Origin of the sequence: Mycobacterium sp. IS-1590 (assembly GCF_001500025.1) — a bacterium.
Lineage (GTDB): Bacteria > Actinomycetota > Actinomycetes > Mycobacteriales > Mycobacteriaceae > Mycobacterium.
Genome location: NZ_LQIW01000017.1, coordinates 17,290 through 39,908 on the forward strand (window position 1 = coordinate 17,290; position 22,619 = coordinate 39,908).

The 22,619-nt window shown below is 66.0% G+C and carries 20 protein-coding genes; 11 read left to right on the forward strand and 9 right to left on the reverse strand.

The window, feature by feature from the left end; genetic code table 11:
• Position 1 precedes the first annotated feature (1 nt).
• Positions 2-2,329 carry a CaiB/BaiF CoA-transferase family protein gene (locus AU197_RS13270; protein ID WP_064403169.1) on the reverse strand — a complete coding sequence of 776 codons (2,328 nt, stop codon included), beginning with the start codon at positions 2,327-2,329 and terminating at the stop codon, positions 2-4.
• A 72-nt stretch (positions 2,330-2,401) separates the two neighbouring features.
• Here AU197_RS13270 and AU197_RS13275 point away from each other — a divergent pair, with 72 nt between their 5' ends.
• Both AU197_RS13275 and AU197_RS13280 read left to right on the forward strand, forming a co-directional pair.
• Positions 2,402-3,211 carry a FadR/GntR family transcriptional regulator gene (locus tag AU197_RS13275; protein ID WP_064403170.1) on the forward strand — a complete coding sequence of 270 codons (810 nt, stop codon included), beginning with the start codon at positions 2,402-2,404 and terminating at the stop codon, positions 3,209-3,211.
• A gap of 10 nt (positions 3,212-3,221) precedes the next feature.
• On the forward strand, positions 3,222-3,950 hold the full coding sequence (locus AU197_RS13280; protein ID WP_064403171.1) for an SDR family NAD(P)-dependent oxidoreductase: 729 nt from the start codon (positions 3,222-3,224) through the stop codon (positions 3,948-3,950).
• Here AU197_RS13280 and AU197_RS13285 read toward each other — a convergent pair.
• The 3 genes from AU197_RS13285 to AU197_RS13295 are packed head-to-tail and all read right to left on the reverse strand — an operon-like array spanning position 3,937 to position 6,466.
• Complete coding sequence (locus AU197_RS13285) at positions 3,937-5,067, reverse strand: amidohydrolase family protein (RefSeq protein WP_064403172.1); 1,131 nt, start codon at positions 5,065-5,067, stop codon at positions 3,937-3,939. The genes AU197_RS13280 and AU197_RS13285 overlap by 14 nt on opposite strands.
• The gene (locus AU197_RS13290) at positions 5,064-6,113 is read right to left on the reverse strand and encodes an amidohydrolase family protein (protein ID WP_064403173.1); all 1,050 of its coding nucleotides are present in this window, start codon (positions 6,111-6,113) and stop codon (positions 5,064-5,066) included. The genes AU197_RS13285 and AU197_RS13290 overlap by 4 nt, the downstream gene beginning before the upstream one ends.
• The gene (locus AU197_RS13295) at positions 6,110-6,466 is read right to left on the reverse strand and encodes a Rieske (2Fe-2S) protein (RefSeq protein ID WP_064403174.1); all 357 of its coding nucleotides are present in this window, start codon (positions 6,464-6,466) and stop codon (positions 6,110-6,112) included. Before AU197_RS13295 ends, AU197_RS13290 begins: the two co-directional genes overlap by 4 nt.
• Before the next feature lie 87 nt (positions 6,467-6,553).
• On the opposite strand from AU197_RS13295, the gene AU197_RS13300 reads away from it, so the two are divergent.
• Positions 6,554-7,759, forward strand: a complete 1,206-nt coding sequence (locus AU197_RS13300) for a cytochrome P450 (protein ID WP_064403175.1) — start codon at positions 6,554-6,556, stop codon at positions 7,757-7,759.
• A complete protein-coding gene (locus AU197_RS13305) occupies positions 7,756-8,913 on the forward strand; it encodes a Zn-dependent alcohol dehydrogenase (RefSeq protein ID WP_064403176.1) in 1,158 nt (385 codons plus the stop codon). Before AU197_RS13300 ends, AU197_RS13305 begins: the two co-directional genes overlap by 4 nt.
• Positions 8,914-8,957: 44 nt before the next feature.
• Here the strand turns inward: AU197_RS13305 and AU197_RS13310 are convergent, their stop codons facing one another.
• The 3 genes from AU197_RS13310 to AU197_RS13320 all read right to left on the reverse strand — a co-directional run bounded on the left by AU197_RS13310 (position 8,958) and on the right by AU197_RS13320 (position 11,379).
• Positions 8,958-9,197 carry a hypothetical protein gene (locus AU197_RS13310; protein ID WP_064348777.1) on the reverse strand — a complete coding sequence of 80 codons (240 nt, stop codon included), beginning with the start codon at positions 9,195-9,197 and terminating at the stop codon, positions 8,958-8,960.
• Positions 9,198-9,317: 120 nt separating this feature from the next.
• Positions 9,318-10,532: a cytochrome P450 gene (locus AU197_RS13315; protein ID WP_064403177.1), complete on the reverse strand. Its 1,215-nt coding sequence runs from the start codon at positions 10,530-10,532 to the stop codon at positions 9,318-9,320.
• Positions 10,533-10,542: 10 nt separating this feature from the next.
• Positions 10,543-11,379 (reverse strand): mycofactocin-coupled SDR family oxidoreductase, encoded by an 837-nt coding sequence (locus AU197_RS13320; RefSeq protein ID WP_064403178.1) that lies wholly within the window; start codon positions 11,377-11,379, stop codon positions 10,543-10,545.
• Between the two features lie 53 nt (positions 11,380-11,432).
• Here AU197_RS13320 and AU197_RS13325 point away from each other — a divergent pair, with 53 nt between their 5' ends.
• The 5 genes from AU197_RS13325 (at position 11,433) to AU197_RS13345 (ending at position 16,322) form a co-directional block, all read left to right on the forward strand.
• Positions 11,433-12,029: a TetR/AcrR family transcriptional regulator gene (locus tag AU197_RS13325; RefSeq protein WP_082696657.1), complete on the forward strand. Its 597-nt coding sequence runs from the start codon at positions 11,433-11,435 to the stop codon at positions 12,027-12,029.
• Between the two features lie 160 nt (positions 12,030-12,189).
• Positions 12,190-12,618 (forward strand): MmpS family transport accessory protein, encoded by a 429-nt coding sequence (locus tag AU197_RS13330; RefSeq protein ID WP_064403179.1) that lies wholly within the window; start codon positions 12,190-12,192, stop codon positions 12,616-12,618.
• Positions 12,615-15,521, forward strand: coding sequence for an MMPL/RND family transporter (locus AU197_RS13335; RefSeq protein WP_064403180.1), 2,907 nt, complete (start codon positions 12,615-12,617; stop codon positions 15,519-15,521). The genes AU197_RS13330 and AU197_RS13335 overlap by 4 nt, the downstream gene beginning before the upstream one ends.
• A complete protein-coding gene (locus AU197_RS13340) occupies positions 15,518-15,853 on the forward strand; it encodes a DUF732 domain-containing protein (RefSeq protein ID WP_064403181.1) in 336 nt (111 codons plus the stop codon). Before AU197_RS13335 ends, AU197_RS13340 begins: the two co-directional genes overlap by 4 nt.
• Positions 15,854-15,869: 16 nt before the next feature.
• Positions 15,870-16,322: a DUF5078 domain-containing protein gene (locus AU197_RS13345; RefSeq protein ID WP_407937604.1), complete on the forward strand. Its 453-nt coding sequence runs from the start codon at positions 15,870-15,872 to the stop codon at positions 16,320-16,322.
• Positions 16,323-16,328: 6 nt separating this feature from the next.
• Here AU197_RS13345 and AU197_RS13350 read toward each other — a convergent pair whose 3' ends face one another.
• The gene (locus AU197_RS13350; RefSeq protein ID WP_064403182.1) at positions 16,329-17,573 is read right to left on the reverse strand and encodes a DUF7159 family protein; all 1,245 of its coding nucleotides are present in this window, start codon (positions 17,571-17,573) and stop codon (positions 16,329-16,331) included.
• A 220-nt stretch (positions 17,574-17,793) separates the two neighbouring features.
• Between AU197_RS13350 and AU197_RS13355 the strand changes: the two genes are divergently transcribed.
• The gene (locus AU197_RS13355) at positions 17,794-18,423 is read left to right on the forward strand and encodes a cutinase family protein (protein WP_064403183.1); all 630 of its coding nucleotides are present in this window, start codon (positions 17,794-17,796) and stop codon (positions 18,421-18,423) included.
• Positions 18,424-18,505: 82 nt separating this feature from the next.
• Positions 18,506-21,373, forward strand: a complete 2,868-nt coding sequence (locus AU197_RS13360) for an MMPL/RND family transporter (protein ID WP_082696658.1) — start codon at positions 18,506-18,508, stop codon at positions 21,371-21,373.
• On the opposite strand, the gene AU197_RS13365 is transcribed toward AU197_RS13360, so the two are convergent.
• On the reverse strand, positions 21,318-22,619 hold the full coding sequence (locus AU197_RS13365) for an acyltransferase family protein (RefSeq protein ID WP_064403185.1): 1,302 nt from the start codon (positions 22,617-22,619) through the stop codon (positions 21,318-21,320). The two genes, AU197_RS13360 and AU197_RS13365, sit on opposite strands and share 56 nt — an antisense overlap.

The window sequence follows — 22,619 nt, forward strand, 5'->3', positions numbered from 1 at the left end:
TTCACAAACCTTTCGGTCGTGACCCGATGACACCCTGCGTTTCGAGCCGTTCCAGGTCGCTTTCGGTCAGATCGCACAACGCGGTCAGGACCTCGGCGTTGTGCTCCCCGAGCGTCGGTGGCGGGCGCTTCAGCCATCGCCGGCTGTCGGGCAACCGGGTGAACGGCGGGCACGGGTAGAGGTTTTCCCCGGTACGAGAATGGTCCAGGTACTCGAAGAACCCGCGGTCGCGCAATTGCGGGTTTTCGGTGACGAGCGACGGGGACACCACGACCGCGGCGGGCACCCCCGCGCGGGTCAGGACCTCGGCGGCGGCCTCGGCGTCGCGCTCGGCAAGCCAGCTCGCAAGCTCTGCACCGCCGGTGACATCGGTCAGCGCGGTGCGTTCGTCGTCGGTGCGCGCGGCCAGGGCGATCCAGCTGTCGTCGCCCGCGCACCGAAAGACGTCCTGCACGGCCGCCCCTCGGCCCTGATTGCCACGCCGCTCCAGCACCCGACCGAACACCTCGTATTCGATTGTCTGGACGGCCGTTACGTTCAGCACCGCCTCGATCATCGGCACCTCGACGAGCTGACCCTCGCCCGTACGGTCGGCGAATTCGAGTGCGGCAAGCGTCGCAAACGCGGCGTGGGCCCCAGCGAGCGGATCACAGGCTCCGCGCGGGGCGATCGGCGGACCGTCGGGCATACCCGTGACCCAGGCCAGGCCCGCGATCTGCTCCATGGTCGGAGCGAATCCGACGCGGTCCCGCCAGGGGCCAGACAGTCCGAACGCAGGCATCCGAACCACGACCAGCCGCGGGTTGAGGCTGAGCAGAGCCTCTGCGCCCAGGCCGAATTGCTCCATCACACGCGGTGAGAAGTTCTCCACGACGACGTCCGCTTGGCCAATCAGGTGCCGAACCAGCCGCAGCCCCTCATCAGACTGCAGATCGAGGGTCACCGATCGCTTGTTGGTGTTCATCGCGTGGAACACCCAGCCGTACTCCCACCAGTCGTCGACATCCTTGCGCATCCCGCCCGAATAGCGGATGCCGTCCGGGCGCTGGATCGATTCGATCTTGATGACGTCGGCGCCCATCGCGGCCAACGCGTGGGTGGCAGCCGGACCTGCCCAGAACGCGGTGAAGTCGACGACCCGCACGCCCGCGAGCGGCATGCGCTCGGTGTTCGCCGGTCCGGCGCGCAACGTCTCTGGCTCCCAAAGCGATTCACCGTCACTTCCGCCGACGGCGGGTGGGGAGCCGACCGGGGCGGGGCGTGCCCTCGACATGAGCCACGGCGGTCGCGGTTGGCGGAACCCGGCCGGATTGTCGACGTAGACCCCGCGTTCGCGAAGATGATCCATCGATGGAATCGTCGCGCCGTTACCCAGCGGTGCCAGCGGCAACCGGAACAGCTGTCCCAATTCGACGATCTCGGCGACCGTGCGTTCCCTCATCCACGGGTCGATGCGTTCACGGATCCAGTCGCGGTAGTCCCAACGGCCGATCTGAAACTGCAGCTGCGCGATCTCCGTCAACTCCGGGCAGTCGACCATCGCGGCGAAGTCCAGCCACTGCTGCCCGGTCACCATGCTGATGCCGACGTAGCCGTCCTTGGCCGGTTCGATCGACGGCACCTCCACCGACCTCCGTACGGGAGGGACTTGCAGCAGCGCCGAATGCAGCCATTCCCCGCTCTGCATCAGCGTGATCGCCTCGAGCATCGACATGTCGAGATGCCCACCCGCCCCGCCGTCGCGTACGCGCCGTCGCAGAGCCAGCGCGCCGTATGCGGCCCACGCCCCGCCCATGTACTCCCCCAGGTCTCCGCCGATCGAGATCGGTGGACCTGCGGGATCGCCGCGGAAACCGGTGAGCCCCGACGCGGCCTGCAGCGTGAATTCGGTCGCGGGCCGCCCAGACCACGGGCCCGTCCAACCGAAATCCGAGATCGAAACCACGACGCAGCCGGGCGCGGCGTCCAGTACCGCGGCGGCGTCGACACCGTTTCGACGCGCCGTGGCCTCGTCCCCCGTCACCACGATGATGTCGGCGCACGTGACCAGCCGATCTGAAACACTTGTGACGCTGCGCTTTCCGGCGTTGAGATAGCTGAACAGCGGCGAGTCGACACCCTCGCGGAGCTCGCCCCCGGTAGCGGTGACCCGGCGCAGCGGATCGCCCTCGCGCGGTTCGACCTTGACCACATCGGCGCCCGCATCGGCCAACAGCTTGCCGCAGTACGCCCCGGCGATGCGGTCGCTGATCTCGAGGACCCGCACATCGTGCAACGGGGTGGATACCGTGCCGTTCACGCCCACGCACACCTCCCGGTCGGCCGCCATCTTAATAACTATTGGCAGATGGCTGGGCGACCCCGCAGGTAGGGCCGCTATCACTGTTAATATTGCTAAGACATGACAACACTGGGAATCGGGCCCGAGGCGCGTCGCCGACTGGGTGCGCGTCGCACGGCTGAGATCGTCGCCGACGAACTGCGCCGGCAGATCATCGAGGGTGAGCTCAACGACGGCGACCTGCTGCCGCGTCAGGAAGTGCTCGTCGAGCAGTTCAACGTCAGCCTGGTGTCGCTACGAGAAGCCTTGCGAATCCTGGAGACTGAAGGCCTCGTCTCGGTACGCCGCGGCAACCGTGGCGGAGCTGTGGTACACGCGCCCGCCAAAGCCAGCGCCGCGTACATGCTGGGCCTGCTGCTGCAGAGTGACTACGTTCCGCTTGCCGACCTCGGCACGGCGCTGCAGGAACTCGATCCGATGTGCGCGGCGCTCGCCGCGCGCCGACCCGACCGCGAGAAGACGCTCATTCCCAGGTTGAGGGAACTCAACGCGGCCATGGCCGAACATATCGAGGACGGGGCGCGGTTCACCGAGATCGGCGGGCAGTTCCACGACGAGATCATCCGCGGATGCGGTAACCACACGATGATCGCGGTGGTCGGCAGCCTGGAGACGCTGTGGACCGGACACCTCAACTGGTGGGCCGAGGAGAGCGCCGCCAAAGGCGAGTACCCGTCGATGAACAAGCGCCGCATCGCGTTGAGCGTTCACACGAAGATCACCGACGCGATCGAGGCGGGTGACGGCGAACGCGCCCGCAAGCTGGCCGCCAAACACGTCGCCGACACTCAGACCTACCTGTTGGCCGGCGACCCCGAACAACGGATCGTCGCGCTGTCCCCGCAGGCACTCGCGCAGCGCAAGCACTGAAAGTCACAGCATGCGAACGGCTTTGATCACCGGCGGGAGCGGCGGAATCGGTAGGGCGTGCGGCCGCAGACTCGCCGAACTGGGATACGACGTCGTGCTGACGGCACGGCGGGAGGCACCGCTGCGGGCGGCCGCCAAGGAGATGGGTGCGCGCTACGTCGTCGCCGACGCGAGCCTGCCGTCGGGTTTCGCCCCCGCCGTCGACGCGGCCGGCACCATCGACCTGCTGGTGCACGCATCGGGAATCCTCGGCGGTACCTACGCCCGCAAGCAGACTTTCGAGCAGTGGCGCGCGACCATGTCGGCGAACCTGGACTCCTGCTTCGTGGTGACGTCGGCCGCGCTGCCGCGGATGCGTCCCGGTTCCCGGTTCGTGTTCATCTCGTCGTCGGCGGCGCACGAGCCGATGCGGGCCCGGACCGCCTACTCGGCCGCCAAGGCGGGCATGAACGCGTTCGCCGGCGCGCTGGCACAGGAGATCGACCGCGACGGGATCAACGTCCACGTGGTCACGCCCGGACCCGTCGAGACCGAGATGCTGCAAGACGTTCCGTTCGAGATGTACGCGATCCGGGCCGCCGATGTGGCCGACGCGGTGGCCTGGCTCGACACCGTCGACCCCGCGGTGGATGTGCCGGAGATCAGGCTGCATGCGATCACGCGCGGGCCGTCGGCCCGGCCGCCGGTCGTCCCTCTCGAGGCGCAGCGCCGCGCGACGAAATCGCCTACAGCGCCTTGACTGTCGACGGCAGGCCGTACAGTTCGGTGGCGTTGCCGCGCATGATCCGCTCGCGCTGGTCGGCGGGAAAACGGCGGATCGCCCACTGCGGCGAGTCGTAGCTCCAGTGCGGATAGTCGGTGGAGAACATCAGGTTGTCGCCGAGGTCCATCATCTCCAGGTACTCGCGGTACACGCCGACATCGACCTCCTCCAAGGGTTGGGTGGTGAAACGCACGTGTTCGCGGACGTATTCGGATGGTTTGCGCTTGACGTGCGGCAGGTCAGACCTGCGTTGCGCCCAGATGCGGTCCATGCGCCACATCACCGGCATGGCCCAGGTGAAACCGCCTTCGACGAACACCACGCGAAGGTCCGGGTGGCGGTCGAACGCCCCGTCGAACACCAGGCTCATCAGGTGCGATGCATACAGCAAAGGCCAGGAGGCGAAGAAGTCGTGCCAATGGGCGGGGTTGCCGACCGGATAGATCGGGATCAGCTCGAACGGCGTCTGCCCCATCAGGTGCGTGGCGATCGGGAAGCCGTGACGGGCCGCCGCGCGATAAAGCGGGTCGAAATGCGGGCTGCCGAACGGGATTCCGCGGGTCTGCGGCGTCATCAGCACTTCGGCCATGAAGGGGTGTCCCGCCCAGCGTTCGACTTCGGTGGCGGCGGCCAGCGGGTCTTGTGCCGTGACGCTGATCGCCCCGCGCCACCGGCCGTGCCAGTTGGTCTCGCCCAGCCACACGTCGGCCAGCCAGTCGTTGTAGGTGGCCTTGAGCACGTGTTCGGCCTGAGGCAGTTGCGCATCGCACATCGGTTCCAGCACGGCGATGCTCACACCGGCGTCGACCAACAACTGTTTGGCGGCGTAGTCGGGGTCGCTGCCCGGCAATCCGCCGTCGGGCGGTTCGGCGTCGACGCGTAGCGAGTTGGTCTTGTACGAGTCGGGGGTGTCGTAGAAGTGCGGCATCGGCGACACGGCATTGCCCGTCGGCCACAGCGCGTCCCTCCACGTCGTCGGGGCATAGCTCTTGAGCTCGTCGACGGAGACGGGCAGCGGGTGGACATCGGTGTCGACGATCGTCACCGCGACATCTGCTGCCGAAGACCGCCGATTCGATGCGATGGCTGTCATGTCATGGTCACCTCGACCTCGAGCGCAAACAGTTCGGCGGCGTTGCGCCACAGCAGATTCTCGCGTTGGCGTTCGTTGAGGCCGCATACCGCATCCGCGGGCGGCTCCGTCGACCAGTGCGGATAACTCGAGCCGTACATCACCAAATCCGCTTTGTCGGTGAAGTCCATCCACCGCTCGGCCGGTCCGGCAGTCGTCGGCCCGTCGAGGGCCGAGGTGCAGAACCGGACATGGTCGGCCAGATACTCGCTGGGATAGCGGTCCACCCACGGGGTCTGGTCACGCATTGACATCCAGAAGGTGTCCAACCGCCACATCAGCGGGGTGAGGATGTCGTAGCCGCCGTCGGCGAAGACGAACTTCAGCCCCGCGTGCCTGCCGAAGGTTCCCTCGATGATCAGGGTCGCGAGATGCACGAAACCGTTGAGCGGCATGAACGACGCGTAACCCGAATAGGTGTGCGCGTGGCCGGCGAAGGTCGGCGGGTGGTCGACGCCGTTGCCGCCGTTGATGTGCACCGCGACCGGGAGTCCGTGCGCGGCCGCGGCCTCCCAGATCGGTTCGAACATCGGCTTTCCATACGGCTCGCGCGATTGCATGGGAACACCGATCTGGACCATCTTCGGGTGGTCGGCCAACCGTTCGATCTCGGCGACCGCGCCCCTGACGTCCTCGGGGTTGACCCGGATGGTGCCGCGGAACCGGCCGCTGGTGTCGGGCTCGAGCCAGCGGTCGAGCAACCAGTCGTTGACCGCGGCGCAGATGCGGCTGTTCAGCAGGTAGTCGGCGATGTTGCCCCGGGTCATCGGGTTGAGGATCGCGTAGTCCACGCCGCCCTCGTCGAACAGGTGACGGGCCACGACGTCGGGATCCGACCCAGGATGGCCGTCACCGTAGAGGTCGGTCCGGTAGTCGCCTCCGGGCGCCTGGTACCACTGCTGTTCGACGTCCGGTATCGCTCGCAGTTTGTGCGGGTCGGCCAGGTAGCGCCGGATCTCGGCGTTGTATCGGAAGTGGGGCTGCACCGATGCGTCGATGACGGTCATGCGGTCAGGTACACCTGTCCGTCGGCGATGTCGACTTCGTAGGTGCGCACGCGTTTGGTGGGGTCGGCGAGGTTGACCCCGGTGGGGATGTCGAATTCCCATTGATGCCACGGGCATCGGATGACCCGGCCGGCGCGTACCTGGCGGACTTGGTCCGGCAGGTCGGGTGCGTACTCGGTGGTGCCTCGGACATACCCGGCGCACAGCGGCGCGCCCTCATGTGTGCAGTAGTTGGCGATCGCGTAGAAGGAGCCGTCGATGTTGTAAACCCCCACGCCGAACTTGCCTGCCGGCACCAGCTTCATTTCGCCCGGCGGCAGGTCCTCGATGGCACACACCGGTCGGCGCCGCATCGCATCCCTTCACTTACCTTGACCTAGATTACCTAAAATAGTAAAGATAGGCGGGGTAGAGCGCCAACCCCGCTGCCGGGAGGCAAGGTGACGATCAGTACCCGTTCGGATGACAAGACCGTTCCCGATGTGGCGAGCGATCCCTACGCTTTCTTCGAGTACAAACGCAGGACCGAACCGGTGTGGCGCGGCACGATCATGGACACCTCGAGCGTGCCGCCGGAACTGCTGCCACCAGAGGAATGGACGCTGTTCGACTTCGACAGCGTGTACAACGCCTTCCGTGACAGCGACGTCTACGGGTCGGAGGTGTACCACCGCACCATCGAGTTGGTTTTCGGCCCAACGATCCTCGGGATGCACGGCAAGCAGCATCACGACCACCGCAGCTTGGTGGCCAAGGCGTTCCGGCAGACCGCGCTGGCTCAGTGGGAGCCCGAGGTCATCGTGCCGATCTGCGAGAAGTTGGTCGACGAGTTCATCGACGACGGCGAGGTCGATCTGGTCAAGGCGGTGACCTTCGAGTTCCCGACCCGCGTCACCGCGGAGTTGCTGGGGCTTCCGCAAGACGACCTGGAGCTGTTCCGCCGCCTCTCACTCGAACTGATCTCGATCACCGAGGACATCGAGGCCGGGTTGACCGCTTCGGTCGAACTCGGCACGTACTTCCAGGACCAGGTGGACCAGCGGCGCCGCAAGATGACCCACGACGTCATCGGCGACTTGGTCGGCGCCGAGATCGACGGTGAACGGCTGACCGACGAGGCGATCATCTCGTTTCTGCGGCTGCTGCTTCCCGCCGGGCTCGAAACCACGTACCGGTCGTCGGGCAACCTGCTGTATCTGCTGTTGACGCACCCTGACCAACTCGATGCGGTCCAAAGCGACCGCGAGCTGATCCCCGCCGCGTTCGAGGAGGGATTGCGTTTCGAGACACCGTTGGTGACGGTTCCGAGGTCCACGACGTGCGACGTGGAGATCCACGGTATCCCCATACCGAAGGGTGCACAGGTCAACCTCTGCATCGGTTCGGCGAACCGCGATGAAAAGCGGTGGGACAACGCGAATGTATTCGACATCCACCGCCCGCGGCGTGCTCACACCTCGTTCGCCGGTGGGCTGCACAGCTGTCTGGGAATGCATCTGGCCAGAGTGGAGACTCGGGTGATGTTGACCAGCTTGTTCGACCGCGCAACGGATTTCGAGCTACAGGCCGACGACGACACCCGGCTCGCCGGCCTGCCGTTCCGCTCCCCCATACATCTTCCGGTCACGTTCCGCCCGACGCGATGAGGAGTCGGGCGGCGATCCTGCACGACGTGGGCGGTCCGTGGTCGGTCGAGGACTTCGAGTTGGACCCCCCGCGGGCCGGTGAGGTGCTCGTCGAGATGGCCGCGGCCGGCCTGTGCCACTCCGACGATCACATCCTCTCCGGTGACATGTCGGTGTCGAACGAGGTCGCCCGCCAGTACGGGATCACCCCGATGTTCCCCTTGATCGGTGGACACGAGGGCGCCGGCACGGTGGTCGAAACCGGGGAGGGTGTCACGGAGTTCGCGGCAGGCGACCACGTCGTGATGTCGTTCATCGCGGTGTGCGGCCAATGCCGCTGGTGCGCATCGGGTTTGGAGTACCTGTGCGACGAGGGTGCAGGGACGATGGTGCCCGGTATGCCGACCGACCAGACGTTTCGTCACCACACCGTCGACGGGCGCCCCCTCGGGCACCTGTCCAAGGTCGGTGCCTTCGCCGAACACACCGTGGTGTCGGCGCACTCGCTGGTCAAGATCGACCCGCATCTGCCGCTCGTCGCGAGCGCGCTGCTGTCCTGTGCGGTTCCGACCGGCTACGGTTCGGCGGCCAACCGCGCCAACGTGCGCGGCGGGGACACCGTCGTGGTGGTCGGGGCCGGTGGCATCGGAACCGCCGCCATCCAAGGCGCGCGAATCAACGGTGCCGCGCAGATCGTCGCCGTCGACCCGGTCGAGTTCAAGCAGAAGTCCGCGCTGCAGTTCGGTGCCACCCACAGTGTTTCGACTGTCGAGGACGGCCTCGATCTCGTCCGTGACCTCACCGCCGGGGTCATGGCGGACAGCGTGGTGGCAGCGCCGTCGCTGATCGCGGGCACCGATCTCGACGCGTATCTGAAACTGACACGCAAGGGCGGCACGTGCGTGCTGACCGGGATGACGGCCCAGACCACACGATCGGCGAAGATCGCGCTGCAGGACTTCATCCTCTGGAACAAGAACCTCGTCGGCACCGTGTTCGGTTCGTGCAATCCGCGGGCCGACATCAGCAGGCTGGCCACCCTCTACCAGACGGGTCAGCTACAGCTCGACGAGATGATCACCCGCCGGTATCGACTGGACGATATCAACACCGCGTACCAGGACCTGCTGGGCGGTGAAATCATCCGCGGTGTCATCGATTTCGCGCTCGACTAGCGCTTCGGCTGCCGGACCGAGACGCGGCGTTCGGGGTGCGGTCGCTAGTACTGCCCGAGCGGCCGGCACAGGTTGGTGATCGGGTTCCAGTATTCGCCGGGCGCGCATGCCAGCGGTGTGGTCGCCACCGGTCCCCGGCACACATTCGCGACCGGATCCCACCACTGCCCGCTCGGACAGTTGATGGGTTGTGCCGAGCCGCTTGCCGCCGTGGCGATGGAAAAAGCCGCGATCGGGCCGGCGGCCGCGGCGAGAATCATCCCGCGAGAAACGATCTTGGTCATGCGTCGAGCTTGCCCAGAAGGGGGCCGCCGCAAACCCCCGGGGCCCGGAATCGTCGCTTAGCGGGTGGATAGCACGCGCCAGGTGCGTGCTATCCACCCGTTAACGCATTGCGGCCCGCCTCAGGGCAAGACGACGTCGAGCCGCTCCCAACCACGGACCGTCGACGTCGGCGCCAGACGCGCGGTCTCGGTGTCGACGTCCCAGTCCGGCCAGCGGTTGAGCAGTTCGTCGAGCGCGACCCGCCCCTCCAGTCGGGCGAGGTTGGCGCCCAGACAGTAGTGCACGCCTTTGCCGAACGTGATGTGGCTGATGTTGTCGCGGTGGATGTCGAACGTGTCCGGATTGTCGTAGCGGCGGGGATCGCGGTTGGCCGCCCCGAACATCAACAGGATCGCGCTGCCGGTCGGCACGGTACGCCCGTAGGCCTCGAATTCCCTTGTGACCAAACGGGCCACATTGTGACCGGTCGGCTCGTACCGCAAGGTCTCGTCGACCACTCGCTGCAGCAATGACCGGTCCTGCACCACTTCGCGGCGCTGATCGGGATGCTCGGCAAGAACTTTCGCCAGCCACCCGATGAGTCGGCCCGTGGTCTCGTTTCCCGCGCCCGCGACAACCTGCGTGTAGTGCAGCACCTCTTTGCGGGTCAGCTTGCGCGTCACGCCGTTCTCATCGGTGAACTCGACGTTGAGAAGGGCGGTCATCAGGTCGTCGGAGGGGTTTTTCGCGCGCCAGTCAACGTATTCGGCGTAGATACTGCCGTCGGCGATCTTGTCCGCGCGTACCACCTTCATCGGTGAGCCGGGCTTGGTGCGCAGGCTCGCGTCGTTGGCGTCGCGCACCGACACCTGCTCGGATTCGGGGATGCCGAGCAGCATGCCGATGACGCGCATGGGCATCATCGACGCGAGTTCGGCGATGATGTCGAACCGGTCGGAGCCGACGAGCGGATTGAGGCAGTTGACGCAGTACTGACGGATCTGGTCCTCGAGCTCGGCCATCCGGCGCGGGGTGAACACCCGCGACATGAGCCCGCGCAGCATCGTGTGAACCGGCGGATCCTCCATCATCATCACGCCTTTGGGCATCTCGAACTCCGACTGGATGAGTTCGAGGATGTCGCCCCGGCTGTTGGAGAACGTCTGCCAGTCGAGCAGCGCGCGCTCGACGTCGTCGTGGCGGGACAATGCCCAGAAGTCGTAGGACTCGTTGTAGTAGAGCGGCGCTTCCTCCCGCAGGCGGGCATACGTTGGATACGGGTCCGCGACGATGTCCACCCGGTAGGGGTCGTAGTAAACAGCGCTGTCGTGGGCCTTCTCGTCAACCGCAGTCATCGGTTCTCCCCTACTTGAGCAGGCTGCCGGCGTCGACGGGCAGAGTCACGCCGGTGATGTAGCGGGCCTCGTCTGACGCGAGGAACAGCACGGCGTTGCTGATGTCGACCGGCTCCACCCACGGGATCGGAAGGAAATGGAACGACTGGCAGATCGGCGCGAGATCATCGGGTCCCGGATTCTGAAGGTCCGGTCGGAACAGCCGGTATGTCGGTTCGTTCATCAACAGCGGGGTGCACACATGAGTCGGGTGCACGCTGTTGACCCGGATGGAGTGCGCTCCGAGTTCGACGGCGAAGGTGCGCATCAGCCCGACGACACCGTGTTTCGCGGCGATGTAGTGGCCCACCTGGGGGTAGGCCTTGGTCCCGCCGACGGAGCTGGTGAGGATGATCGATCCCCCCCGACCACCGGCGAGAAGATGTGGAACCGCCGCTTTCACTGTCTTCCACACACCGCCGAGGTTGACGTCGATCGTCTCGTCGAAGCGGTCCTCGGCCATCTTGTGCAGCTTCACGCCGGTGGTGCCGATACCCGCGTTGGCCACGACGATGTCGAGGCCGCCCAGTTGTTCCACTCCGTTGTCGACGGCGGATTTCAGCGCGTCGTATTCGCGGACATCGACTTCGGCCGTGACGATGCGACGGTCGAGGTTCTTGACCATGTCGGCGGTCTCGGCGAGGTCCTCGGGCGTGGCCGCCGGTGCGGTCGAGTCCGCGAAACCGCGGCAGATGTCGACCGCGATGATGTCGGCGCCCTCCTGTGCCAACCGCACCGCGTGGCTACGCCCCTGACCCCGCGCCGCACCGGTGACGAACGCGACCTTGCCCGCTACCCGACCAGCCATCGCCGCAGCTCCCCTCACTTGTTGGGCGATCGCCCAACATCTAGGCTGGCGCCATGTCTAGCAGCCCCGTCGGCGAGCGGTCAAGGGGTGGACGGGAGTCGGCCGCGCGCTCGGCCCTGATCGAGGCCACCGCCCAGGTCATGCTCGACGAGGGGTACGCCGCAGCCACGTCCAGGAGGGTGGCCGCGCGGGCCGGGGTGAAGCCGGCGTTGGTGCACTACTACTTCCCGACCATGGACGACCTGTTCCTGGCCGTCCTGCGCGAAGGCGCCGAGGCGAACCTCTCCCGTCAGCGTGAAGCGGCCGGTGCCGACGAACCCCTGCACGCGCTGTGGCGCCTCAACAGCACCCACGGAGCGCGGCTCTTCATGGAGTTCATGGCCCTGGCGAACCATCGAAAGGCCATCCGCAGTGAGATTGCGGCCTACGCCGAGCGGTTCGGGGGCGTCGAGGAGAGCGTGGTGGCCGCGGCGATGAAGGCGCACGGGGCGGACGTCGAGGCATTCCCGCCCGTGGTCATGGCTATGCTCGTGACCAGCTTGGCCCGCATCGTCCTTCTCGAACGCGGGCTCGGCATAACTCGAGGTCATGCCGAGGCGGAGGCGTTCGTCGAGCGCTACCTGAATCGCTTTGAAATCACGCCATCGTGACCTGGCCCACACCGGGAACGCGCGGGTGACCAGCAGCACTCGGACTTGAGTTAACCTAGGGCTCAATGAGAACTTATACGGGCTAAGTTACGCAGAGACGCATGCACAACGACGGATACGACTTGAGGGCGGATATGGGTTGCATTGGGCGGGCGCAGTAATGCTCCGGAAGGCGAGAAAGGTCTGGCTGCCCATCGTCATCATCGTGGTGGTGGCCATCGCCGGTTTCACGGTCAGCCGCATCCGGACCTTCTTCGGCGCCGACGGCATCATCGTCACGCCCCGGGTCTTTGCCGAGGACCCCGAACCGTTCGACCCGAAGGTCATCAAGTACGAGATCTTCGGCAGCGGATCATATGCGGACATCAACTATTTGGACCTCGACGCCCGACCGCAACGGATCGACGGCGCGTCGCTGCCCTGGACGCTGACGCTGCAGACCACGGCGCCGTCGGCCGCGCCCAACATCGTCGCCCAGGGAGACGGCCAGACCATCACCTGCCGAATCACCGTCGATGACGAGATCAAGGACGAAAGAACCTCTACCGGCGTGAACGCCCAAACCTTCTGTTTTGTGAAATCCGCATGACCGCACCGACGAACGAGGCTCCGACGGACGCCTTCCCTCCCGTTCGGCGCGCCAAGCGCCCCTTCATCGCACGGACGATCCGCACCTTCGCGGTCCCGATCATCCTGGTTTGGGTCGCGCTGATCGCGCTGCTCAATGTGACTGTGCCGCAACTGGAAACAGTCGGCCAAGAGCGCGCCGTCTCGATGAGCCCGGATTTCGCGCCGTCGATGATCGCGATGAAGCGCGTCGGCCACGTCTTCCAGGAGTACGACTCCGACAGCTCGGCGATGATCGTGCTCGAGGGCGAGCAACCCCTCGGTGAGGACACCCGCGCCTTCTACGGCGAGATGGTCGCCAAGCTCGAAGCCGACAAGAAGCACGTCCAGAGCGTTCAGGACTTCTGGAGCGACCCGCTCACCGCCTCCGGCGCGCAGAGCAGCGACGGTAAAGCCGCCTACGTGCAGGTGTACCTGTCCGGCAACCAGGGCGAGGCGCTGGCCAACGAATCGGTCGAGGCGGTCCAGGACCTGGTCGCGGGCATGCAGCCACCGCCCGGCGTGAAGGTCTACGTGACCGGACCCGCCGCCCTTGCCGCCGACCAACACATCGCCAGCGACCGCAGCATGCGGGTCATCGAGGCGCTCACGTTCACCGTGATCATCACGATGCTGCTGCTGGTGTACCGGTCGATCGTCACCGTCCTTCTGACGTTGGTGATGGTCGTCCTGCAGTTGACCGCGGCCCGCGGCGTGGTGGCCTTCCTCGGCTACCACGAGATCATCGGGCTGTCCCCGTTCGCGACCAACTTGTTGGTGACGTTGGCGATCGCCGCGGGAACCGACTACGCCATCTTCCTCACCGGGCGCTACCAGGAGGCGCGCGGACTCGGCGAGGACCGAGAGACCGCGTACTACACGATGTTCCACGGCACGGCGCACGTGGTGTTGGGCTCCGGCCTGACGATCGCGGGCGCGCTGTTCTGCTTGAGTTTCACCCGGCTGCCCTACTTCCAGACGATGGGCGTGCCGCTGGCGGTCGGCATGGTGACCTCGGTGGTGGCGTCGCTGACGTTGGGTCCGGCGATCATCAGCCTCGCCAGCCGGTTCGGCAAGGTGCTCGAACCCAAGCGGGCCATGCGGGTACGCGGCTGGCGCAAGGTCGGCGCGGCCGTCGTGCGGTGGCCCGGACCGATCCTGGTCGCGACGGTGGCCCTGTCGCTGGTGGGCCTCCTGGCGCTGCCGGGATACCGGACCAACTACAACGACCGCAACTACCTGCCCGCCGATCTGCCGGCCAACGAGGGATACGCCGCCGCGGACAGGCACTTCTCGCCGGCGCGGATGAACCCCGAGTTGATGATGATCGAGAGCGACCACGACCTCCGCAACTCCGCCGACTTCCTGGTCATCGACAAGATCGCCAAGCAGATCTTCCGCGTGCCCGGGATCTCCCGCGTGCAGGCCATCACCCGGCCCGACGGTAAGCCCATCGAGCACACGTCGATCCCGTTCCAGATCAGCATGCAGGGCACCACCCAGCAGATGAATCAGAAATACCTGCAGGACCGGATGGCCGACATGCTGGTGCAGGCCGACGAGATGTCCAAGACCATCGCGAACATGGAGCGGATGTCCAAGCTCACCGAGGAGATGGCCGCGACCACGCACAGCATGGTCACGAAGATGAAGGACATGACCGTCGACGTGGCCGAGTTGCGCGACAACATCGCCAACTTCGACGACTTCTTCCGGCCGATTCGCAGCTACTTCTACTGGGAACCGCACTGCTTCAACATCCCGATCTGCTGGGCGTTCCGATCGGTCTTCGACACCCTCGACGGCATCAACACGATGACCGACGACATCCAGGCCCTGCTGCCCGATATGGAGCGGCTGGACCAGCTGATGCCGCAGATGGTCACGCTGATGCCGCCGATGATTGAAACGATGAAGACGATGCGGACGATGATGCTGACGATGTACTCGTCGCAAAAAGGTCTGCAGGACCAGATGGCAGCCATGCAGGAGAACTCGACTGCCATGGGTGATGCCTTCGATGCGTCGATGAACGACGACTCCTTCTACCTGCCGCCGGAGGTCTTCGACAACGAAGAGTTCAAGAAGGGCATGGAGAACTTCATCTCCCCGGACGGCAAGTCGGTGCGCTTCATCATCGCCCACGACGGTGACCCGATGACCCCCGAGGGCATCGCGCGCATCGACGCGATCAAGCAGGCGGCCAAGGAGGCCATCAAGGGCACGCCGCTGGAGGGCTCCACGATCTATCTGGCGGGCACCGCCGCGGTCTACAAGGACATGTCCGACGGCAACAGCTATGACTTGATGATCGCGGCCATCCTCGCGCTGGCGCTGATCTTCACGATCATGCTCATCCTGACCCGCGCCGTGGTGGCCGCCGCGGTAATCGTGGGCACCGTCGTGGTCTCGCTCGGTGCGTCGTTCGGCTTGTCGATCTTGATCTGGCAGCACATCCTGGGCATCGAGTTGCACTGGATGGTCATGGCGATGGCGATCATCATCCTGCTGGCGGTCGGTGCCGACTACAACCTGCTCCTGGTGTCGCGGCTCAAGGAAGAACTCCACGCCGGAATCAAGACCGGGATCATCCGGGCGATGGGTGGCAGCGGTTCGGTCGTGACCTCGGCCGGGTTGGTGTTCGCGTTCACGATGATGTCGATGGCCGTCAGCGAATTGACAGTGATCGGACAGGTCGGAACGACCATCGGACTCGGCCTGTTGTTCGATACTCTTGTCATCCGGGCATTCATGACGCCGTCCATCGCGGCGCTCATGGGTAAGTGGTTCTGGTGGCCACAGCGGGTGCGAGAACGTCCAGTGCCTGTACCGTGGCCGAAACCGAGGGAACTGACGCCGTCAGGGGGGGAAGGAGCACAGTCATGAAAAGACTGATCAGTGGGGTTGCTGCCGCAGCGGCGGCGCTGGTGCTGGCCGCACCCGCCCAAGCGCAGGACATCGACACCGACTTCACCAACGAGCTGCACACGTATGGCATCTACGGGCAGAAGGACTACAACGCCTGGATCGGCAAGATCACCTGCAAGCGGATACGCAAAGGTGTGGACCGCGATGCCTTCGCCTCGGCGCAATTCGTCCAGAAGCAGCTGGCGCGGGGTCAGAACAGCACCGACCAGTCGTGGAAGTTCCTGGCCGGGGCGCTGCGCTTCTACTGCCCCGACCTGCTTCCGACCCTCGATCAAGCCCGCAACCGGTAGAGCTAGGAGTCCGAAAGTGTTTCGTAAAGCCACCATTGCGCTGGCATCCTTCGGCTGCGCGGCGATGATCTTCCCGGCCACCGCGGCCGCGGACGCCACCGACGACTACCCGATCCCGAACCGGATCATGCGGACCCCCTGCACGGTCGACCAGTACATGGCCGCCGTTCGCGACGAGGACCCGTTCTACTTCGAGCGCTACATGATCGACTACCGGAACCGGCCCGCTGACGTGCAGAAGGGCGCCCGCGACCGGATCTACTGGTTCTTCTCGCTGGACTACGCGGGTCGCCGGCAGTACGCGGAGAACACCGCGACCAACGTGTTCTACGAGCAGATGGCCACCCGGTGGGGCAACTGGGCCAAGCTGTTCTTCAACAACAAGGGTGTCGTCGCGCACGCGACCGACGTGTGCATGAACTACCCGCCGAGCCAGCCTGAGATCTGGAACTGGACCACTACGCCGTAGCCAGGTTCAGGGCAGCCCGCCGAACAGCGGGCTCAACGCCGCCTGGAGGGGATCCACGGGCGCCGGCGCCATAGCGGGCTGCGCAACGGGCGCCGGGCCGGGCGCGGCCGGAACGGGTTGCGCAACAACGACTGTCGCGGTCGGTTCCCGATGTACGTCGGCCACCGGTGCCACCGTTACCACCGTTTCCGGGGCCGGTGGCGGGCCGGCCTCCGAGGCCACGGCGGAGTCCGCGGCGACGTCGGATACCGCATCGGATGGCGCGACGGGCGGGTCGGGCACCGGCGCAGGCGCGGGCACCGGTTCGGCGATCACCTGCTTCACCACGATCGGGACGACGGGTGCCGAGGGCACCGCGTGAACGCTGACCGACGGGTCGGCGTCCGACACCGCGGCGGCGGGGGTCACCGGCGCGGCTTCGGCCGGCAGATCAGCCCCGGCTTGCGGAGAGTCCCAGCGGGCCAGTTCCGGACCGAAGGCGAACAGCGCGATCACGCCAGCCGCGAGGACCATCGCGGCCCGGCCGTGCGAACTCAATCGGCGCCGGGAGCGCAGCTGCGTCGACTTCGCCACGGGTGTGCGCGGCGCAGCGGCTGTGGCCGCCGACGCGGACAGCGCGGCGCCGCGCGCGAGCGCGAGCTGGACGTCGTCGGACGACACGACCGGGATACCGAGGGCCTCCCCGAGCGGCCCGGAGATCAGCTCGAGGTCCCCGCGGGCGCCGATCAGGTAAAGACGTTCCGGACGCGCCGGCTGGTCGCCGAAGAAACCCGCGAGCCATCTGGCGAGGCCGTCCGCGCTTTCGCGCATGTGCGTCATCGCAGTGCGGACGTTGTCACCCAGCACCGACACCACGGTGACGGCCGAGGACTCCACCACGCACACCGCGCACCCGTCGTATTCGTCACCGGGATGAAACGCCTCGGCCCAGGTTCGAGCGGCGTCCGCCATCCGTACCGTGGCCACCTTGGCAAAACCCATGTCGGACAGCGATTTCCGGAGCAGTTGAGCTTTCGGGCCGACATCGGGGCTCCATGTCATGCATACCGTGTCGATCCGATGGTCACTGGCCGACGCGATCGCCCGCGCTCCCCGCACCGCGGCCTCGTGCGTGGAGATGTCGCCGTCGGTGGCGACGTCGACGACGGTGAAGTGGTCGTGGTCCAACGTCTGCGCATCGGCGTTCCCGCCGTCGAGCAGGACCCATGCGATACCCGTCGATGTCATCGACAGCCCCAGCACCGTGTCCACACCGCCTCCCTTCCCGCCTGGGTCCCGCCGCACCTGCGCTGCACAGTCGAGATCGGCGAAGCGAGCATAATTTGCTTCGGGGTGCACGGCATCTCGAAACCTGTGCGGGCGCCCAGCGCCCACCACCGGACTGCCTTTGCCCGACGCCGGCTCCGTTAACGGCTCGTTAACGGCCCTCGGTGCAATGTCACGTCTGGCTCCCGCTCGGCGAAATACCCGTATGAGCGCATTCACCAGTCGCGCGGCACTTCTTCCCGCCGCGGTCATGTTGTCCGCACTGATCGGTGTGCCCGCTGCCGAGGCCGCCCCGTGTCCAGAGGTCGAGATCGTCTTCGCGCGCGGGACCACCGAGCCGCCGGGAGTTGGCGGCATCGGACAAGCCTTCGTCGACACCGTGCGGTCGAGGTTGGGTGAACGGTCCGTCGGCGTGTACGCCGTCGACTACCCCGCCACTCGCGACTTTGCGGTGAGCACCCGCGCAGGCGCCGAGGACACCCGCGCCCACGTGCAATCGATGGCCGCGGGCTGCCCCGCGACCAAGATGGTGCTCGGTGGCTACTCCCAGGGGGCCGCGGTGATGGACGTCGCCACCGCGGAGATGCCCTCGTCCGTCGCTTCGCACGTCGCCGCTGTCGCCCTGTTCGGTGGGCCGCGCAGCAGTTTTGCCGATCGGCTGTCGCCCGGGCCGCTGCCGTCTGTGGGGCGCGATTACGCGGCCAAGACGATCGACCTGTGTGTGCCGAACGACCCGATCTGTTTCGAGGGGGGACGCGACATGGGCGCACACGTCGCCTATGTCCAGGCCGGATTGGTTAACCAAGCTGCGGAGTTCGCTGCGGGGCGGATCTGACTACCGGTCCCAGGCTCTTATCTGGTAGGAACTAAGGCGGTCCTAACACTCTAGGGAGGAGCTCCGCCGAGGTGAATTCCTGGTGAGCGCTCCCACCGCGCCGTCCACCGAACACGCCGCGCACTCCGAACGGTCTCAACTGGCCAAGTGGATCCGGCGGCTGGCCCTTCCCATCATCGTCGGCTGGATCGCGCTGATCGCACTGCTCAACATGACCGTGCCGCAGCTCGAGGTCGTCGGCCAGATGCGCTCGGTGTCGATGAGTCCGGCGGAGGCCCCGTCGGTGATCGCGATGCAACGTGTCGGCCACGTTTTCGAAGAATTCAAATCCGACAGCTCGGCGATGATCGTCCTCGAAGGCGAGCAGCCCTTGGGCGACGACGCACGCCGGTACTACGACGAACTCGTCGACCGGCTCGAAGCCGACAAGAAGCACGTCGAGCACGTCCAGGATTTCTGGGGCGACCCGCTGACGGAGGCCGCGGCGGTGAGCGCCGACGGCAAGGCCGTCTACGTCCAGGCCTATCTGGCGGGCAACATGGGCGAGGCCCTGTCCAACGAGTCCGTCGAAGCCGTCAAGAGCATCGTCGACAGCATTCCCCCTCCCCAGGGGGTGAAGGTCTTCGTCACCGGCGGGTCGGCCCTGGTCGCCGACCAGCAGATCGCCAGCGATCGCAGCATTCGCATCATCGAATACGCCACGTTCGCCGTCATCATCACGATGCTGTTGCTGGTCTACCGGTCGATCGGGACCATGCTCATCACGCTGGTGATGGTGTTCCTGGCGCTGGCAGCCACGCGCGGAGTGGTGGCTTTTCTCGGGTACCACGACCTGATCGGCCTGTCGACATTCGCGACGAACCTACTCGTGACGCTGGCGATCGCGGCGTCCACCGACTACGCGATCTTCCTCATCGGGCGGTACCAGGAAGCCCGCACGCTCGGTCAGGACCGGGAAGCGGCGTTCCACACCATGTTCCGCGGCACCGCCCACGTGGTGTTGGGCTCGGGTATGACGATCGCCGGCGCCACCTTCTGCCTGTCGTTCACCCGCCTGCCGTATTTCCAGTCGCTGGGTGTCCCGCTGGCGGTGGGAATGACGACGGCAGTGTTCGTCGCGCTGACGCTCGGACCGGCGATCATCACGATCGCGACCCGTTTCGGCCGGCTGGAACCTAAGCGCGCCATGCGCATTCGTGGTTGGCGCAAGATCGGCGCCGCGATCGTCCGCTGGCCCGGGCCCGTGTTGCTCGCGACCGTCGCGTTGTCACTGGTCGGGTTGTTGACGTTGCCCGGGTATCAACCCAACTACAACGACCGCCTGTATCTGCCGGCCGATCTGCCCGCGAACCAGGGCTTCGCCGCTGCCGAACGGCATTTCTCCCCTGCCACCATGAATCCCGAGTTGCTGCTCATCGAGACCGATCACGATCTGCGCAACTCGGCCGATTTCCTGGTGATCGACAAGATCGCCAAGGCGGTCTTCCGGGTGCCGGGGATCTCGCGGGTCCAGACCATCACCCGCCCCAACGGTAAACCGATCGAATTCAGCACCATCCCTGCGCAAATGAGCCTCGGCGGCGTCGGCCAGGACTTGAACCGCAAGTACACCCAGGACCGCATGGCCGACATGCTCGTGCAGGCCGATGAGATGCAGAAGACCATCGACACCATGACGCGGATGATGGCGTTGATGGGCGAGATGAACGCGACCACCCACAGCATGGTGGAGAAGACCAAGACCATGGCCGCCGACACCGCCGAATTGCGGGATTACATCGCCAATCTCGACGACTTCATGCGGCCGATCCGGAACTACTTCTACTGGGAACCGCACTGTTTCAACATCCCGGTCTGCTCGACCATACGGTCGATCTTCGACGTCATCGACGGCACGAACAAGCTGACCGACAATGTGCAGGAACTGATTCCGGACCTGGAGCGACTCGACGCGCTGATGCCGCAGTTGCTGGCGCTGATGCCCGAGCAGATCGAGTCGATGCGGACCATGCGGACCATGATGCTGACGATGCACGCCTCACAGGGCGGTCTGCAGGATCAGCAGGCCGCCATGAGCGAGAACCAGTCGGCGATGGGCGACGCCTTCAACGACTCGTGGAACGACGACACGTTCTATCTGCCACCTGAGATCTTCGACAACGAGGAATTCAGACGCGGCATGGAGAACTTCATCTCGCCCAACGGTCGTGCCGTGCGGATGATCGTCCAGCACGAGGGCGACCCCCTCAGCGCCGACGGCATCGAACGAATCGACGCGATCAAGCAGGCGGCGAAGGAAGCCATCAAAGGCACGCCCCTGGAAGGGTCGACGATCTACGTCGGCGGAACCGCCGCGGCGTTCAAGGACATGCAGGAGGGCAACAACTACGACCTGATGATCGCCGGCATCCTCGCGCTGGCGCTGATCTTCACCATCATGCTGATCATCACCCGCAGCATCATCGCCGCCGCGGTGATCGTGGGCACCGTCGTACTGTCCCTTGGCGCGTCCTTCGGCCTGTCGATTCTGGTGTGGCAACACATTCTCGGCATCGAACTGCAGTTCATGGTCATGGCCATGGCGGTGATCATCCTGTTGGCCGTCGGCGCCGACTACAACCTGCTGTTGGTCGCGCGGTTGAAGGAGGAACTGCCCGCAGGCATCAACACCGGCATCATCCGGGCCATGGGCGGCAGCGGATCGGTCGTGACAGCGGCGGGTCTGGTGTTCGCGTTCACGATGATGTCGATGATGGTCAGTGAACTGACCGTGGTGGCGCAGATGGGCACGACGATCGGCATGGGACTGCTCTTCGACACACTGGTGATCCGCGCGTTCATGACGCCTTCGATCGCCGCGCTGCTCGGCCGATGGTTCTGGTGGCCCCAGCAGGTCAGGCCCCGGCCGAAGCCCGTGCCATGGCCCGCGCCGAAGCAGCCGACGCCGTAAAGCAACCCAGCATCGTCCACCCGAAGGCTCCGGTCAGCCCGTTCTTGGCCAGCAGCACCAGCGCCACACCGGCCAGCACGATCAGCACACCGGCGGCCACCGATCGCGGCCCCGTCGCACCGACCGGCGCGTCCCACCACGGCAGGCGGCGATGCTCCAGCGGCGAGAGCAGCCGGAACAGAGCGAACATCACGACGGCGAACACCGCGGCGCGAAGCCCGAGCAGGGCCCAAAAATACGGCGCGTCAACGTCGTACGCGTCGAGGCCGACCGCGTGCAGTGAGAACGCGGCGATGGCGATCGCCACAATGTGCCAGAGGTATAGCGTCATCGCTCCCCCATTGCCGACCGCGACGACGTACCAGACCCGCGGCCGCTGAGCCCACCGCTGGATCGCCCCCGAGCACGCGATGAACACGGCGGACACCCACGTGCAGTGCAATGCGAGGAGCAGGGTGGGCGGCGAGACGTTCGACAGCCGTTCGGTTCCCGTGACGACGAGCGAGACCTCATAGGGTCCGACCATCGCCAGCACTGTCTGTGCGAGGAGTGCACCGGCCGCCACCGCGAGCGCGACACGCGGGCCGATCAACCGTCGCGTATACCCGACGCCCAGCACGACCGGGATGAGCCAGACAATGACGAAGTTCGCGACTCCGGCCATCGGCGTGCCGACGGAGAGCCGGACGGCGTCGACAACCGCCGCGGCGACCAGCAGGCCGGCCACCGCCACCGCGACGTCACGGCCCGTCGACAGACGCGTCAGTGCGGGCACGAACGCGAGCACGACCAGGTACACGCCCAAGAACCACAGCAGCGCGACCGACTCGCGACCGAGGTCCGCCGCGGAGTCGGAGCCGAGAGTCAGGCGCACCGCGAACAGCCCCACCGCCCACACCGCGAGATACCAGAAGACCGGCCGGCACAACCGCTGCGCCCGGGCGACCAGCCAGGTGCCCCACGACTTGCCTGCGTGCCAGCCGTATGCGCCCGCGGCGCCTCCGGCGAGGAAGAACAGGGGCATGACCTGCACGATCCACGTCACCGGGGCGAGAGCGGGGATCTCTCCGAGGATGTTGCCGATCCGGACGCCGCCTGAGTCGATGGTGGCCAGCAGCAGCGCGCAGTGGCCGAACATGACCACGATGAGGGCGGCCAGGCGGGCGACGTCGACGGCGCGGTCGCGGGTCGGCGGGGTGTCGGCAGCCAGTTCGTCGGCGCCGGACAGGGGCTTGGTGAGCGGCAT